Annotated in this window: 16 protein-coding genes; 1 reads left to right on the top strand and 15 read right to left on the bottom strand. The window is 67.4% G+C overall.

The features are described from left to right. Positions 1–302: 302 nt before the first annotated feature. The 3 genes from FPZ12_RS20260 to FPZ12_RS20245 all read right to left on the bottom strand — a co-directional run bounded on the left by FPZ12_RS20260 (position 303) and on the right by FPZ12_RS20245 (position 2742). The gene (locus tag FPZ12_RS20260) at positions 303–1046 is read right to left on the bottom strand and encodes an HNH endonuclease (RefSeq protein WP_144747380.1); all 744 of its coding nucleotides are present in this window, start codon (positions 1044–1046) and stop codon (positions 303–305) included. A 308-nt stretch (positions 1047–1354) separates the two neighbouring features. Then, positions 1355–1891, bottom strand: coding sequence for a hypothetical protein (locus tag FPZ12_RS46045; protein ID WP_208025926.1), 537 nt, complete (start codon positions 1889–1891; stop codon positions 1355–1357). Positions 1892–2100: 209 nt separating this feature from the next. Further along, on the bottom strand, positions 2101–2742 hold the full coding sequence (locus tag FPZ12_RS20245) for a TetR/AcrR family transcriptional regulator (protein ID WP_144747382.1): 642 nt from the start codon (positions 2740–2742) through the stop codon (positions 2101–2103). Positions 2743–2799: 57 nt separating this feature from the next. Between FPZ12_RS20245 and FPZ12_RS20240 the strand changes: the two genes are divergently transcribed. After that, positions 2800–3291 (top strand): quercetin 2,3-dioxygenase, encoded by a 492-nt coding sequence (locus FPZ12_RS20240; protein WP_144747384.1) that lies wholly within the window; start codon positions 2800–2802, stop codon positions 3289–3291. A 266-nt stretch (positions 3292–3557) separates the two neighbouring features. Here FPZ12_RS20240 and FPZ12_RS20235 read toward each other — a convergent pair whose 3' ends face one another. The 12 genes from FPZ12_RS20235 to FPZ12_RS20175 are packed head-to-tail and all read right to left on the bottom strand — an operon-like array spanning position 3558 to position 14545. After that, positions 3558–6269: a BTAD domain-containing putative transcriptional regulator gene (locus FPZ12_RS20235; protein WP_144747386.1), complete on the bottom strand. Its 2712-nt coding sequence runs from the start codon at positions 6267–6269 to the stop codon at positions 3558–3560. Next, complete coding sequence (locus tag FPZ12_RS20230) at positions 6266–6679, bottom strand: hypothetical protein (protein ID WP_144747388.1); 414 nt, start codon at positions 6677–6679, stop codon at positions 6266–6268. Before FPZ12_RS20230 ends, FPZ12_RS20235 begins: the two co-directional genes overlap by 4 nt. Further along, positions 6676–7104: a TadE/TadG family type IV pilus assembly protein gene (locus FPZ12_RS20225; RefSeq protein WP_144747389.1), complete on the bottom strand. Its 429-nt coding sequence runs from the start codon at positions 7102–7104 to the stop codon at positions 6676–6678. Before FPZ12_RS20225 ends, FPZ12_RS20230 begins: the two co-directional genes overlap by 4 nt. Beyond that, a complete protein-coding gene (locus FPZ12_RS20220) occupies positions 7101–7526 on the bottom strand; it encodes a TadE/TadG family type IV pilus assembly protein (protein ID WP_144747391.1) in 426 nt (141 codons plus the stop codon). The genes FPZ12_RS20225 and FPZ12_RS20220 overlap by 4 nt, the downstream gene beginning before the upstream one ends. Further along, positions 7526–7906: a hypothetical protein gene (locus FPZ12_RS20215; protein WP_144747393.1), complete on the bottom strand. Its 381-nt coding sequence runs from the start codon at positions 7904–7906 to the stop codon at positions 7526–7528. Before FPZ12_RS20215 ends, FPZ12_RS20220 begins: the two co-directional genes overlap by 1 nt. Positions 7907–7930: 24 nt before the next feature. After that, positions 7931–8164 carry a hypothetical protein gene (locus tag FPZ12_RS20210; protein ID WP_243769936.1) on the bottom strand — a complete coding sequence of 78 codons (234 nt, stop codon included), beginning with the start codon at positions 8162–8164 and terminating at the stop codon, positions 7931–7933. A gap of 36 nt (positions 8165–8200) precedes the next feature. Beyond that, the gene (locus FPZ12_RS20205; RefSeq protein ID WP_144747395.1) at positions 8201–9094 is read right to left on the bottom strand and encodes a type II secretion system F family protein; all 894 of its coding nucleotides are present in this window, start codon (positions 9092–9094) and stop codon (positions 8201–8203) included. After that, a complete protein-coding gene (locus FPZ12_RS20200; protein WP_144747397.1) occupies positions 9091–9993 on the bottom strand; it encodes a type II secretion system F family protein in 903 nt (300 codons plus the stop codon). The genes FPZ12_RS20205 and FPZ12_RS20200 overlap by 4 nt, the downstream gene beginning before the upstream one ends. After that, on the bottom strand, positions 9990–11417 hold the full coding sequence (locus FPZ12_RS20195; protein WP_144747399.1) for a TadA family conjugal transfer-associated ATPase: 1428 nt from the start codon (positions 11415–11417) through the stop codon (positions 9990–9992). The genes FPZ12_RS20200 and FPZ12_RS20195 overlap by 4 nt, the downstream gene beginning before the upstream one ends. Continuing rightward, positions 11414–12241 carry a hypothetical protein gene (locus FPZ12_RS20190; RefSeq protein WP_144747400.1) on the bottom strand — a complete coding sequence of 276 codons (828 nt, stop codon included), beginning with the start codon at positions 12239–12241 and terminating at the stop codon, positions 11414–11416. Before FPZ12_RS20190 ends, FPZ12_RS20195 begins: the two co-directional genes overlap by 4 nt. Before the next feature lie 22 nt (positions 12242–12263). Then, positions 12264–13988, bottom strand: coding sequence for an SAF domain-containing protein (locus FPZ12_RS46490; RefSeq protein WP_243769935.1), 1725 nt, complete (start codon positions 13986–13988; stop codon positions 12264–12266). Then, the gene (locus tag FPZ12_RS20175) at positions 13988–14545 is read right to left on the bottom strand and encodes a hypothetical protein (RefSeq protein WP_144747404.1); all 558 of its coding nucleotides are present in this window, start codon (positions 14543–14545) and stop codon (positions 13988–13990) included. The genes FPZ12_RS46490 and FPZ12_RS20175 overlap by 1 nt, the downstream gene beginning before the upstream one ends. Positions 14546–14572 lie beyond the last annotated feature (27 nt).

The following is a 14572-nucleotide window of genomic DNA, read 5'->3' as shown; positions in this document are numbered from 1 at the left end:
CGTGGTTGAGATTGGGTCGTCTGGGCGGTGTTGTCGATACGCAGATGTTGCTGCGGACCGATGCGTCGGCTAGTGGGATTGTATTCCCGCCGGGAGCCACTTGGTTGCGAGGACCGGCGATGGCGGATGCGGCGAGCCTGAGGTGGACGACTTTCTGCTACCGGAGCGCAGATATATTCGCACAGACGATTCAGTTGTGGGCCGCTGTCAGCTTCGACGCACTGCTTTTAGCAACGCCGTGGCCCACTTTCCGTCGGCACAAGGGGCAGGCATTATTCGGTGCTCGGTAGCTCCGCGAATTCTCACACGCCTCGTTTGTGGCCGCCCTTCGCCTTGTTGCACCTTGAGTGAATGATGCCAGCGTTCGCGCGGGTGTGGCCAGGATAGTCGGGCGCGGTCACCGGGATGACGTGATCGAGTTCGCCTGCCCAGGGATCAGGAAACTTCAACGCGCGATCTATCACGCTTCCACAGTAGGAACAGAGCCAGCCGTCTCGATCACCAATCTCTTCCCGTGTGAAGCCCTCGACGACCGGCGAGTACTTGCGTGACCGGTACCGGTTACCACGTGCACAGTGCTTCTCGGGATTCGCCTTAGCCCAGGCAATGGCTTTGGCCGTGAGCCGTGTGCTGTTGCGCGCGCGATAGTTGACGAAGTAGTCCGTCGTCTCCCGACGAATCCTCGTATTCTGGCGGATGCGCGCTAAGCGGTGAACATCACTACATGACGAACACCGTTTAGGGGGACGGCCTACCGGATTGACCAGTGTGATCTCCTGCTCGCAATCCAGGCAGGTGATCGCAATGATCCGGTCTTGTCGGCGCGCCTTTACCTTGGCGTAGTACCGCTTGTTGGCGGCTACGTGCGACTCACGATTGATGACCTGGTATTCGGCGTCGTACGCCCGCTTTCGCTCACCTTGACATGCCGTACAGCGGACGGGAACCTTGCCGAAGCGTCCGACTTCAAACGGTTTCTCGCACTGCTCGCATACGGCAATAGTCGGTCGGTCGACCTTGGCCCGTTGGTTTGCGCGATTCAACAAGATCGAGCACTGTCGTCCACACGCGCGTTGATCTCGACGCCGCGGCTCGTACGCCTTCTGGCACCACTCACATGGACGTGGCGACCGGCCCGAAACGATCGGTAACACATCGCGGACCGTACAACTATGCAGATGCTCAGCGAGGGAGACACGCTGTGTGTCAGCTGCGAAATGTGACCTGGGCAGACCCATCTGACCGCCAGAACGGAATGAGTTTCGTGCGCTGGAACCTTCACGTGAAGGCAGCCGTGCGGTGCATCTGGAAGTTCACCGAGGTGCGGCGTAAACTCGCCGAGCTGGACTGGAGATCAGTGCTGGGAGGATGTCGGTCCGGTGGACCGGGACACCGAGCACGATCCGGTTGGGCGCGGGCCCGCCGCACGCGACCGGCGTCGGCACCATGACCGGCAGGTACGGTGCAGCTCCAGCACTTGCTTCTGTTCCGGTGGCGACATCGTTCGCCGCAACCGGGTGCGGGGTAGGCGCACGGCGGGATCGGCGCCCAGCCGGTACATCGCATTGTCCGTGCCCGACGACGCCACCGCCTCGATCGGCAGGTCCGCCCATGCCGGGAACTGCCCAGCCACCAGCCGGCGCACAAGCTCCTCGTCGATATCCGCCTCGTTCGCGTGCATCCTCACGCTGACGATCCTCAACAGGCCGTCAACGGAGATATCGCGCAGGAAGGAACGGCCGTCGCGACGGAGTCGGAGATCTGAAACCAGGCGTGCCCAGTGCGGCGCGGATGCGTGATCGCAGTTAAGGAAATGCCACGGGTTTGAGACTGATCTTGACGACATCGCCATGAGACAAGATAGAAGCCGCAGATCAGTCAAGATCGACATGTCGTACGCGGTCAGACCCTACAGGCGCGTGGGTCTTGCCTTTGGCGCCATTTCCTTCTTTCGGCGGATTTGACGTCGATCTGTCAGGAAATGACGTCCTCATCGTTTGTGTCGTGAACGCTTCGATGATCCTGGGGGTGAGTAGCACTGGCCCGCGCTGTGACCACACTGAAAGGAGCCGTGCGAACCGGGAACAGGACTGGGACGCGTCACAGGTCGAGGACGGCGTCACGCATGCGGGCGGCGAGCCACGAGGTGAAGACAGTTTCCGGCCAGCCACGACGGTGTACGAGGGCGTCGTAGTGGGAAGGGTCGTTGAAGATCCACAACGAGTCGACGGCTCGTTCCAGGTCGACGGTGGCGCCACGTTTGACGGCTCGCTCGACGACCATGCGGGCGCCGGCGATCCGGTTGCGGCACAACGTCTCCCACAGCTCCCGGGCGTCGGGCGAGTTGTCGGCGGCACGACGAACGACCTCGAACATCCGGGCCGCACGCCTGCCGATCAGAGTGCACACCCCGGCGTAGGCCGCCAGCACCTCGGCCGGCGACGCCGCGTCCCATACTGGCCGAAACCATGGGCGGTCGGCGACCGCGACCGGCTCGTCGTCACCGGCCAGCGCCTCGTCCAGCACCTGGCGCAACAGGGCGCCCTTGGAGCCGAACGCGGAGAAGGCGGTGGGGCGGGACACTCCGGCTGCGGCGGCGACCTCGGCGAGCGAGGTCGCGGTGTACCCCCGCTCAGAGAACAGTGTCGTGGCCGCTGCCACCACGGCGCGCCTGGTCCGCCGGGCGCTTTCCTCTCGTAGTGGCGAGGCGTAGCGGCGGCTGGGCCTGTTGACGGAACTCACAGTTTGAGGATACTAGTGTCATATTGACTAGACAATGTCTACTGAAATGAGGCCACCATGAACCCGTACGTGCGCAGACCGGACGAGGGCGAGGCTCTGTGGTTCCTCGGGAACCTGGTCACCATCAAGATCGCGGGCGAGCAGACACGCGGCCGGGTCACTGTTGCGGAGTTCGTCAACCCGGCGGGATTCGCCCCGCCGCTGCACCGGCATCTGGACGAGGACGAAATGTTCTACCTCCTGTCGGGCAGCGTCCGGATTCGCTGCGACGACGTGGTGTTCGAAGCAGGTCCGGGCGACTTCGTGCACCTGCCCGTCGGTCATCCCCACACGTTCGTGGTCGGCCCAGACGAGCCGCTCCGCGTCTTGCAGATCACGACGCCCGCCGGCTTCGAGCGGTTCGCGGCCGAGGTGGGTGAACCCGCTCGCCAACGCCGCCTGCCCGATCCTGGCCCTGTCGACCCGACGACACTGGGGCATGCCGCAGCCAGGCACGCCATCGAGATCCTGGGCCCGCCACCCCGCGAGCTGTCTCTTCTGAACGGCTGATCGGGAACAGCGCCCGGGGCAGTACCGGGACATCCATCGACTGCAGCAGTCGACAAGAACATCCCGATCACCGACGGGAACCACCACTTCGTCGCCGAGTAACTCGCCAGCGCCGCGGCCACGATCCAGTCCACACCCACGGCGCCGCAGAGCGCGCTCTGCTCGTCGTCTCACCCTGTGCAGAGGGTGAGGATGGAGATGCCAAGTGCTGCAGCCTGGCAATTGCACGGCGATTGCGTACAAGAGGGAGCGGTGGAAGATCGAGGTCAGCTGGCTTGTCGATTTTCCAGTGGATCGTCCCGTTGCCGCAGGGCTTCGGCAAGACGCAAGGTGTCTGGTGTCGGCTGCTGGTCCAAATCAGACAGTGAGGTGGTCAGCAGGTGCAGCGTGCGCTCGATGCTGGCGTGGTGGCCGAGGCGCGCTTGCATGCGCATGAGGTCGCGGTAGATCGCTTCGTTGTATGGGTCGAGCTGGCGTGCGTTCTCCAGCAGTTCGAGAGCCTCTTCGGGAGCCTCGTTCCTGATCTCGGCGATCAGGAAGCTAAGCGAGTCGAGTGCTTCCCGTCGGAGTGCTTCGCGGGGGCTTTCGATCCACTCGGCTGTGATTCCGCCGCCAAGGTCTCCTCGGTACAGCTCGGGAACTCGTCGCAGGGCCGCCAAGCGGTCGGCCGGCGGGCTTTCGCGGCGGCCCGCGGCGAGAGCGTCTTGCAGCTGCCAAAGGTCGACGTCCACGGTCGCCGGATCGAGGGCGTAGTGGCCGTCTTGCTGTGTGACGAGCTCGGGCGCGCCGTCCTTTTCGGTTGCTTGGCGCAGGCTTCGGCGGAGTTGGGACAGTGTGGCGTGGAAGCTGTTGTAGGGGCGGTCGCTTGGCGCGTCCGGCCAAAGCGCGGCGGTCAGGGCTTCGCGTCGGCAGCCTTCGCGGTGCAACGCCAGGTAGACCAGGATCTCGCGCTGCCGCGGCGCGAAGATCTCGATGATGTCGGTGGGCTCGGACGTTCCGAGAGTCAGGTGGAGTCGGCCGAGTACCTGTAGATGCAGGGGAGTGGCGGGGCGAGGGCTCGTGGTCGCGCATCGATCGCCATGGTTGGTCGTATCGGTGGTCGACGGCTTCGTCGGAGGCAGCTTCGCGGCAGCTTCAGGTTCGGCTGTGACGAAGTCGTAGTCGGCGTTGCCCGGGGACGGTGGGTGCGGCTCGTCGCGATCGGAGCCTGTGACTTTCAGGAGAGCGAGAAGGTCGTGGGCGTCGGCGGCAGGCAGGGTGAAGAGCCGGGTATTGGTCAAGGTTTCGTCACTCGCATCTACTGTGCCGTCTTCGTGGACGCGAGCGGTGACGCCAGGTTGCCACCGGCCGAGGAGTACGCCGGCTAGGTCGAGGCGTGAGCCTTCGTCGAGGAGAGCGGCTACGCGCTGTTCTGTTTCCGCGGTGGGGGTGGCGACCAGAAGCAGGTGCCGGAAGCCCTCCGTACGTCGCAACTCGGTCCCGAGGATGTCGAGGGCAGCTGGCAAGTCGTCGGCAAGAAGTAGTTGATGCTCCGGAACTTCGTTTCCGAACAGCGCGTGTGCGTCGTCCGCTGGGATCACGACCAGCGCGTCGACATCATCGCGAAGGGCTTGTGCGAGGTGGGCGACGATCAGTGCTCGCGCAGCCGCGTGCGTGCCTGGGCCGACGAGCCCCAGGCCGCCGGCGCGCGCGAGTTCGAGCGCGACGTTCTGGCTGTCGCGGATGCCGAGCAGCGTGTCCTGCGGCGATCTGCGGACGGTGGCCTTCGCGCGCTCCCGGGTTTCGAGCTCGCGAGGCCGCATCCGCTCCGATGGCACGGGCTCCGTGGCAGTGTCGAAAGCGATGCGCAGCGCGCGGACGACGGGTAGCTCCGCGGGGTCAGCCTGGTCTGGCGCGCCAGGTCGGTACCAGCGGCGACGCCGCAGTCGCACGGTGATCATCGCGAGGGTGACCAACGCGGCGAGTCCGAGGCTGACGAACGCTCCAGTCGGCAGCGAAATGCCGGTCGAAGGGTTCGCTGCGGGCGCAGGCTTCGGTGGAGTGGACGGGCTGCCCGGGGCCGACGCTGGTGGGGAGGTCGCATGGAGCCGAGGGGATGGCTCGGGCTGGCTCGGCAGGACGAGACGCCAGCCGGGCATGAGCAAGTCGGGGTCGCGGAGAGCGCGGCCGTCCGGCTGGACACGTCCGACGTTGAGGCTGAAGAGCAACCGCCAGGCGTCAGGATCGCCGAGCTCGCGTTCAGCGATGCGCGAGAGCGTGTCCGTGGAGTTCACCGTGACGATGCGCCCGATCAGCTCGGTGTCCGTCGGGTGCGGAAGGTCGACGGCGTCCGAAGGGAGCCAAAGCGTCCACCCGGGCTCGAGTTCGTCGGGATTTTCCCCGAGGAGCGCCAGGTTCAGGTGCACGATCTCGTGGTAGCGGGTGCCGGCACCGAGGTGCCGCTCCGCCAATGTCCACAACGTGTCGCCGTGCACTACTGGGCACGACACCAGGTTCTCGGCGGGCTTGGGGGAGACCGTGATCGGCCGCGGTGGTGCGGTAGCCGCGATCAGCGTGCCAGGGCGGCTGGAGGCCGTTGCGGTGCCTGCCGACGTTGCCACGAGAACGGCCGCCACAAGTCCGGCGATCCACCTGCGTCGTGGAACTCGGCGGACCAGGATACCGGCGGTCCGGACTCCTCGCCCGGTCTGACGCATTACCTCGACAGCAACGGAAACGGTCAGTGCGAGCCAGCCGAGCCAGGCGGTGGCGATGAGGAGCCAGAGCGCTAGGTCGCCGGTGAGCCATGCCCATCGCAGGGCGTTCCAGATGTGCTCGGGCCACTGGACGATCGGGGTCGGCTCGGGCCAGCGGGCGGGCATCAGCCGCGCGGGGCCGGCCCCGAGTGCGAGCAGCCCGAGCGGGATGCCGGCGACGAAAACGAGAAGGGCCAGTCCAGCGAGCACGCCACGAACTCGTTGTCCCGCCTGGGAAGTCATGGCAGACCACCGTCGCGGGTGCCGACGCCGAGTTCGGCTAGAGCTGTGCCGGTGGATTGGGCGGTGCTGCCGAGTAGGCCGATGCGCGTGGGCTCGGTGACGGTCACCGTCACGCGCACCGCGCGGGGGCCGACAATGCGGACGTCGCCGGGATATCCGGCGCGTGCTAGGTAGTCCGCTGCGGTGCGAGCCGCGGAGGCGGTGTCGACTCCGACAGTGGAACTCCGCGTATCCACGGCGGTGCTGGCCGCGCGGGCGGCTTCGGCGGCCAGCGCGTCGGCGCGAGCGATGGCCCGCAACCTGGCCGAGCCGTCAACGATGAGTCCCAGCACGAGCAGCAGCGCGGGAACCAGGACGGCGATCATGATGGTGACCGATCCGGCATCCCGCGGTGTTTCCTTCGCTGTCATGGGAGGCCTCGATACGGATCCGCGGGGCTGGTGAAGGTGGCGGTGATCGTTCGTGTTCCGCCGGGAACGGGGAGGGCAAGATCGCTCAGCGCGACTTGGCACGTCACGTCCGCCCGGACGAGACCTGCGCGGCCGACGGCGATTTGGCTCGCGTCGACCGAGATGTTGGATTCCTGGCAGGTGATGCCCTCGCGCCCCAGCCGTTCGCGGGCGACCTGGGTTCCGGCCAGCTCCGCCGCGGCTGGCGTGCGGGCGATTGAAGCGGCTCGCGCGGCCGCGGTGGCGGCGTTGTCGACCGCTTGCTGCGCAGAGCTGACCCGGGCGCCCGCGATGATCAGGAGTCCGACGAAGATCGCGGCAGGTACCAGCACGGCGGCTTCGACGCTGACCGACCCAGCGTCACCCCAGCACCGCCCGCAGCTCATGAGCTTGCTCCTGCGTCGATGGTGGGCACGGTGAAGCGTTCCTTGGTGGCTTGCGCGTTCGCGTCGACACGGATTTCCAAGCCAGGAAAAGGCAAGAGACTGACGGCGGTTCCCGAAACGGTGACCTGGACGGTGTCCGCGGTGGCGGTCGCGTGGGCTTCAGGTGCCGCGAGCACGCCGCGCCCGGCCCGTGCGGCGAACGAGCGAGCGGCTTCGGAGGCCGTGTCGCTGGTGGCGCCGACAGGCCGACCGGCATCCACGCCGGCTTGAGCAGCTTGGGCTGCAACGGCATGCGCGTGCCACCAGAGCCCGCCCTGCACCATTGAAAGGATCAAGACCAGCACGACCGGGAAGAGCACGGCCAGGCCCACGGTTTCCGCCCCGCTGTCACCGCGCAATCGCTTCCACACGGGGGCCGTCATCACGTCACTCCGGTGGGCGTGACAGTGCCTATCGGGACAGCAGGCTCCTGTGGCGCGGGAGCCGGTTTCCGGCGCTTGATGTTCGCCGAGCCCGCAGCGGACTTCTTTCGCCTGCCGCGGTTGGATTTCCGGTCGTGGAGCCAGCGGGTCAGCTCGGCGGCGGGGACGTCGGTGAAGGTGGCCAGCTCGCTGATTTCGATGACGTCGCTGGATTCCGCGAGCACGTCGCCGAGTTCCTGTTCCAGTTTGCGGAGCTGGTCTGCGATCGTTGCGCGACGTGCTGCGAGTTCGCCGATCTGCTGTGCTGCGGCGGACCTCCGCGCGCTTCTGGCGGCATCGGCTTGTTCGACGCGACGTTCGATTTCGTCGGTGGTTGGCATCTTCGTCCCAACTTCCTTGTCAGGTCACTGGATCTGGCTCTGGTAGTTCTGCACGGCAGCGCGGATGGCGAAGCCGAGCCCGACTGCGACGGCCAGACCGATAGCGACCAGCACGGCCTTCTCCACGGACTCCGACCCGCGGTCGCCGGACGCGCGGGCTCGTTCGTACTGGTTTTGCGCGCTGGCGATCAGAATCATCGCCATGCCGGTCAGGGCGAGCCTGAGCTGCGCGACGCGGTAACGAGCTGTGATCATCATTGTTTTACTCCTTTGCTTGACACGAAGATCTGCTGTTCAGCCGCCGGTCATCAGCCGGATCATCGCCGGGTACATCACCAGCAGGAGGAACGCGACCAGCAGCAGCGCTACGGGAAGGGCCAGGCGTTGGGAGCGGGAGTTCGCGTCGGCCTTCTCCGCGGCCAGCGCGGCGGCGCGTAATGCGCTGGCCTTGGCGATCAGCGTGGTGTAGATGGCCGCACCATCGGCGGCGGCGGCGAGGATGTCGGCCAGGTCCGCCAGTTCGAGTACGCCCATCCGCTTTCCCAGACGGGACAAGGCTTCCCACGGGGTGTGCCCGGCGCGCATCGCCCGGCCGAGGGTGCGGTTGATTCGCGCGAACACCCACGAGTCGCCGATGTCGGCGGCTTCGCCCAGGGCTTGGCTAGGCGCACGGCCGGTGGCACGTTCCTGTGCCACCAGGTCGAGATACGCCGCAGTCGCCCGGCGGAATTCCTCGCGGGCTCGCGTGGCGTCCTCGTGCACAGCCAGGACCGGCACGGCCGATCCGACTGCGGCCGCGACCACCAGCACGAGTGCGACGATCGTGCCGGAGAACGCAACGCCGCCAAACCACGCCAACCCCACGAGCGCTCCGGCGACGATCATGGCGCCACCGGCCCAGATCAGGCGCCGGGCGACGTAGCGTTCGGCGGTCTGATCGAGCACGTCGAGATCAGCTGCGGGGATGCCCCACCAGCGGTTCGACGACCGCGCCGAGTACCTGGCCAGGTGGTGCACCCGCGTCGACCAGCGGCCCCGCGGTGAAGCGGCGTCGAGTTGCCGGTTGATACGGTCATCCAACGCTGCGACGGCGGCAGCGACGTTGACCGGAGCCGGTCGCACCAGCGCCAGAATCAGGCAGACCAGAGCCAGCCCGCCCAACGCTCCAAGCAAAACCGTGGGATTCATTGCTCCACCCCCGCAGTGAGACGAGAGAACGACTTCGGCCGCGGTGTTGCGGCGGGAACGCGCGACGCCTCGCCGAGCAGCCGAGCAGGTCGGCGAGATCGGATCAGCAGGTGCATCCACCACCCGGCCGCACCCAGCAGACCGCCGACCCCGGCCAGGACGAGTTGGCCGAGCAGGCTGTCGAACGGGGTGAGGAATTCGTGGGCGAAGAACAGCAGGCCGGCCAGCAACAGCACCGTGATGCCGAGGATGGCCCGGACGTCCGTGCGCGGTTTCGCACGGTCGGCCTCGATGTCGCGGCGCGCGCCCACTTCGCGTTCCAGCGCGGTTGCCTTGGCGTCGAGGATGTCGACCAGACCGCGTCCGCCTGCGCGGGCGCGAAGGATGAGCGCGAGGACTACCTCGTCGGCGGCTTCGTCGGCCACGTCCTCCGCGAACGCGCGCAGGGCAGGCTCGAGGCCGCGGGTGCGCAGGCGCACCGACAACGTCTCGATCTCGGTCGCCAGCGCCTCGGGCGCGGTGCGGGCCGAACGGGAGATTGCCTGCTCCAAGCCGCCCGCGCCGGACGCCAAGATGTCGGCCAGTCGCCTCACCCAGCTCGCCAGCGCATCCAGCCGCGCGATAACCCGCCGCGCGTCGTCTCCGTGGATCAAGATCGGCACGGTTACGACCGTGGCCACGGCGAGGAATGCGGCAACCGGCCACCCGGTGCCCCACCACACGATCACGCCCGCCGCGAGCGCAGCAAGAACCCGGCGCCAGCGAATCTGGCGGACGATGTGCCGCCAGCCTGCCGGGGGCCGATGAACAGCCGGTCCAGGCGAGAGGAACGCTGCGACGGCGCAGAAGACTGCCAGCACCGCAGCAACGCCGAGTGCACTCGGCCACACGCTCGTCATCGCCTCGCTCCGTTCGAGAAGCCGGCGCTCGCGAGTGGAGTGCTGAGCTGCGAACGATCGAATCCCTGTCGCTCCAAGCGATCCAGGAGATCCCGACTCGGCGCGTAGCCCGGAATCGCGCGGCCGTCGACTGGGCGTGGGGCGAAGATCCGCGTCGTGTCCGGGCGGCCGGAATCGCCGACCGGCCCGACCTCGATCACTTCCGAGACGAACCGCTCGCGACGTCGTCCGCGAGGATCCTCGTGATCAGCGCGAGCGACGTGCACGACGAGATCGATCGCCGAAGCCGTCCACTGGTGGGCTGCCTCGATCGGCAGCGGCGGATCGGCGAGCTGTCCCAGCGCGCCGATCCGGTCGAACACTGCCGAGGCGCTGGTGGCGTGCAGGGTGCACATGCCGCCCGCAGCTCCGTTTCCCAACGCACGAAGCATCGCGGTGACTTCACCGGCCCGGACTTCACCGACGATGACCCGGCTCGGCGAGTGCCGCAGCGTCTGCTTGAGAAGGTCGTCCAACGAGATTTCCCCGATTCCCTCGGAGTTCGCCGGACGTGCTTCGAGCGGGGTGACAAGTTGGCGCGAGCCGATGTGCAGGCCGAGCTCGTACTCCTCTTCCACCGTGACCACGTGCTCGGAGGCTGGAATCTCGGCACACAACGCGCGCAGCAAGGTGGTTTTCCCGGCGGCCGGTCCACCAGAGACGATCATGTTGCAGCCAGCCCGTACCGCCGACGCGAGAAATGTCGCGAGCAGCGGATCGAGGGTGCCGTTGGCGACGAGGGCGTCGAGGCCGACATCGACCAGACGGTGGCGCCGGATCGCTACCCGCGGCCGGTTGCTGACCTCGATCACGGCTGCTACCCGGGCGCCCAACGGTCCGCCGGCGCCGATGCGGAGGTTGCCGAGCGGGCGGCCGGCGTTGAACTCGCGCGAGGTTTGGCCCTGTCGGGCGAACATGGCGGCGAGCATCTCGACCAGCTCGGCGTCGGTGTCCGCAACCGGATGCGGCCACTGTTCGATCGATCCGTCGGCCAACTCCAGCAACACGTTGTCGCAGCCGTGCACGTGGATGTTCTCGACGTCCTGGCGGTCCAAGAGTTCCTCGAGCGTGCCCAGCCCGGACAGGGCGGCGACCACTGCCCGCGTCAGTCGGCGTTCTTCCTCTACGGGCAGGGGTACTTGGCCCGCTGTGGCGCGGCGTTGCACCCAGGCCGCGACTTCCTCGGCCACGTATGCGCGGGTCCGTGCCTGTTGTTCTTCGGCCGATAAGGGAGTGTCGAGATGGGTCTCGCCGGCAGCTACTCGCTCCAACCGGGCCGCGACCGACTCCCGAATCTCGCGGACCGTCTGTGGATCGAGCCGAGCCTCCTTCGGGAAGGCGGTGTGGCCGTTTGGCAGCGAATAACCGTTGTGTGGCAACGTCATCGTGAACCTCCACCGATCAGGCTCGCCAACGTCGGCGGAGCGGGCGCACGAAGTTCAGCGGGCGTGTAGGTGTGGTAGGTCCCGTGCAGGCGGCGTGCCGCCCGGCGCGCGGACCGCAACAGCGGTGACCGGCGGGGGAGTGCGCCCGCGTCCAGGCCGTCCGAGAACACCGCTGCGCCCCGTGCGTCCGTCGGCATTTCGATCGCGATTTCCCGGCCCAGGGCCGCACGAACTTCCCGCGTGGCCGCCGAAGTCGAGGCGCAGACGGCCAACCCCAAACGATCCGGTGCGATCCGCTCTCCCAGTTCGGTCAGCATCGAGCGGGCGGCCAGCACGTGTCGCTGCGTCGGGCGTACCGCGACCAACACAAGGTCCGCGGCGAGCAGGAGAGGCCACGGTGTCAGCGGGCCATATCGGCCGACGTCAACCAGCGCGTCAGCCGGGAACCCTTGCGCGGTCTCAAAGGCGGCCAGCGCCACGGTCAGACGAGTCCAACCCGGACTGCCGACCGCGGCGTGCTGGCCCGGCGTATTCAAGCCCGCGACCAGCCCGACGTGCCGCGCCGGAGGTGCCGCCTGCACGTGCTCGGCCAACGTTCCCGGATCGCCGGACGTCGCGTGCCGGGTCGCGGTGGCATGCGACAGGACGCCGATGTCCGAGCGGATCGCGCCATCCACGATCCACTGGCCCAGCCACCCCGTAGCCAGGTCGCCACCGGCGGGGTCGCAGTCCGCCAGGAGCACCGGCGCGGGCCAACCGGCCGCCAGCGCAGCCAAGGTCGTGGTCGCGCCGGGCGATCCCTTGCCCGAGACGATCGTGATCATTGCCAACGCCCTCACCGCCTTCCTAAGCGCCAGGCCCGAGCTGGACCATGACGACCTGACCTGCAGCCGCGCTGGTCGCGGCCTGGGCGACGTCCGTACCGACGACGACGTCGACGGTGACCGCGCCGCTCGAATCCGGCGGGCCGACGTCCACTACTCGTGCGCGGAAGGGGCTCGCGGTGGACGCGGAGGCTTGACCGGCGTCGGTCCCGGTGCTGCTGGAGACTGGGCTGACCTGGACCAGATCGCCGGGCGACAACCCGCGCGCAGGTAGGTGTCCCGGCTTCACCGGCAGCCCGATCAACCGCTCGCCGAGCCCCGGAACGGGCTGGGCGGACAGCTGGCTGCGCGCCAATACCGTGCCCGCCGGTAAGGCCGAGCGTGCGACCTTCCCGACGACCTCGGACCGGTCGGCCACCGCGACGGAAGCCAGAGGTTGATCGGGGACGGCCTTCGCTACCCCGAGATCGTCATCGCTGATCGACTGGCCCCAGCCCACGTTCCGGGCCAGCACCAGCACGTCGATGCGGTCGTCTTGTCCCGTGATCAGCGCGTAGTTGCCGAATGCGACCACAGCGGTCAGCACGGCCGCAGCGCCCAGGAGCCACCAGCGCCGCCGTCGCGGCACCCGCGGACCATCGCTGTCCTCGGGGTGTTCGGTCGTGATCGAGTCGTTGCCAACAGGTTGGGACGGACGGGAAAAAGACACAGCGGTACCCACTGGGGTAACTCCTCCCCATTTCAGGAATTTCGGTTCGTTGTCTCCGCGGAATGCGGTTGGGTCATTCTTGATTCGCGCGCAACGCCTGGACCTCGGCGACGGCGAACGTGGCTCTTGCCCGGGAAAGCATCTGTGGGAAACGCCACCGACATCGGCGGTTCCGTCCGAGCCGACCCAGCTCACCGACCACTGGATGGCCCACTCCGCGGTGGTCTGGTCGTTCGGCTGTCCCACCGAGGAACGGGTGTAGCGGAAGCCGCAGTCGGGGCTCGCGGCGTGCAGTCCGAACGAGCGGTCGTATGGTGTTCCCGGGCCGGAACAGGACGCCGAGCCACCGGTGCCGGAGTTGAATGTCATCCCGACCGGTGTCGCGGTCACTTCTGCCCAGACCGGTCCGACTTGAACCCGCTGCACCGCTGGCTTCCACGCACCTCGGTCGGTCCAGATCCAGGTGTTCTCACCGACGATCGTCGCGTCCTGGCCGTTGGGCAGGTGGACATCGGGGGAGTGGCGGGGAACCGGCAGCGGCAGCTGCAGTTGCTCGAATGCTTGCGCCGCCAGTTCGGCCGGTGTCGGCAGGGGAGCAGCGGCCGGAGCGTTCGCAGGAGGCGGCGCGTTGTCGGCTGGGACCGGTGGGATGCACCGCATTCCGAACGCGCTGCCACCCATGCGGCCACCGGGAGCTCCGCTGAAACCGAAGCCGCCGAGGAAACAGCCTGCCGGAATTCCGCCCGCTTGCGTAGCGGTCGTTCCGCCCGAGGAGGCGGCCTGCTGGGTTTGACCCGCACCGGCTGACTTCGGTTTCGACGCACCAGCCCGAACCGGGGCTTGGCCGCGTTGCTGCAGTGCCTGCATGTCGACGTGCGGCGGTGCGACGAGACCTGAGGAGTCTCCTGGCACGACGATGACCTGTCCGTCGTCATTGGACGACGGATCGTCCGCACTGGCTGAGGGCGTCACGATCGATGTGCTGGCCAGGCAAAGGAAACCAGCCGATGCGACTCGGGTGAACTGTTGTCGTCTCATCAGCATGTCCCGCCTGGAAACGTGACCTGCGAGACCTTCCAACGGCCGTCGGTGCCACGGACCAAGTCCGCGCTGACCGGATTCCGTTCTACGCCAACGGTCTTCGGGTCTCCGGTCTTCGCGTCGGCCTGGCCCGTGCGGGAAGCGTCCTGGCAGTCGGTCACTTTCGCCGAGGCGCCGGTGACCTGAACCGAAGCAATGCGCGCGGTGACGTCGCCATAGACCTTGACACCGGATTGCTTCTGCTGCTGCATCGCGTTCAGCGTCGTGGTGAGTTGCGGGTCGACAGCCACCTCTGCCATCGAGTCGTGCCAGCGGTCCTCCGGCTGATCGCTGGTGTGGAGAGCGTGCGTCCAGAAACTGGTGTAGGCGTCTTCGATAGCGGCCTGTTCATTTTGGACAGACGGACTCGTCGACTGCGAGGGTGCCGACAGGTTCGGCTGCGATGACGGAGCCGGATCAGAACCCGTTCCGCTACTGCAGGCGGCGAGGGGCGGAAGGAGGATCGCCGCGACGATGATGCTTCGCGACCAACGACCAGTTCCGAAGTTCTTCACGACGTCCTCCCCAGTTCGTCCGGCTCG

The organism is Amycolatopsis acidicola (genome assembly GCF_007713735.2).
Classification (GTDB): domain Bacteria; phylum Actinomycetota; class Actinomycetes; order Mycobacteriales; family Pseudonocardiaceae; genus Amycolatopsis_E; species Amycolatopsis_E acidicola.
This window is presented reverse-complemented; position numbering and strand designations above follow the sequence as displayed.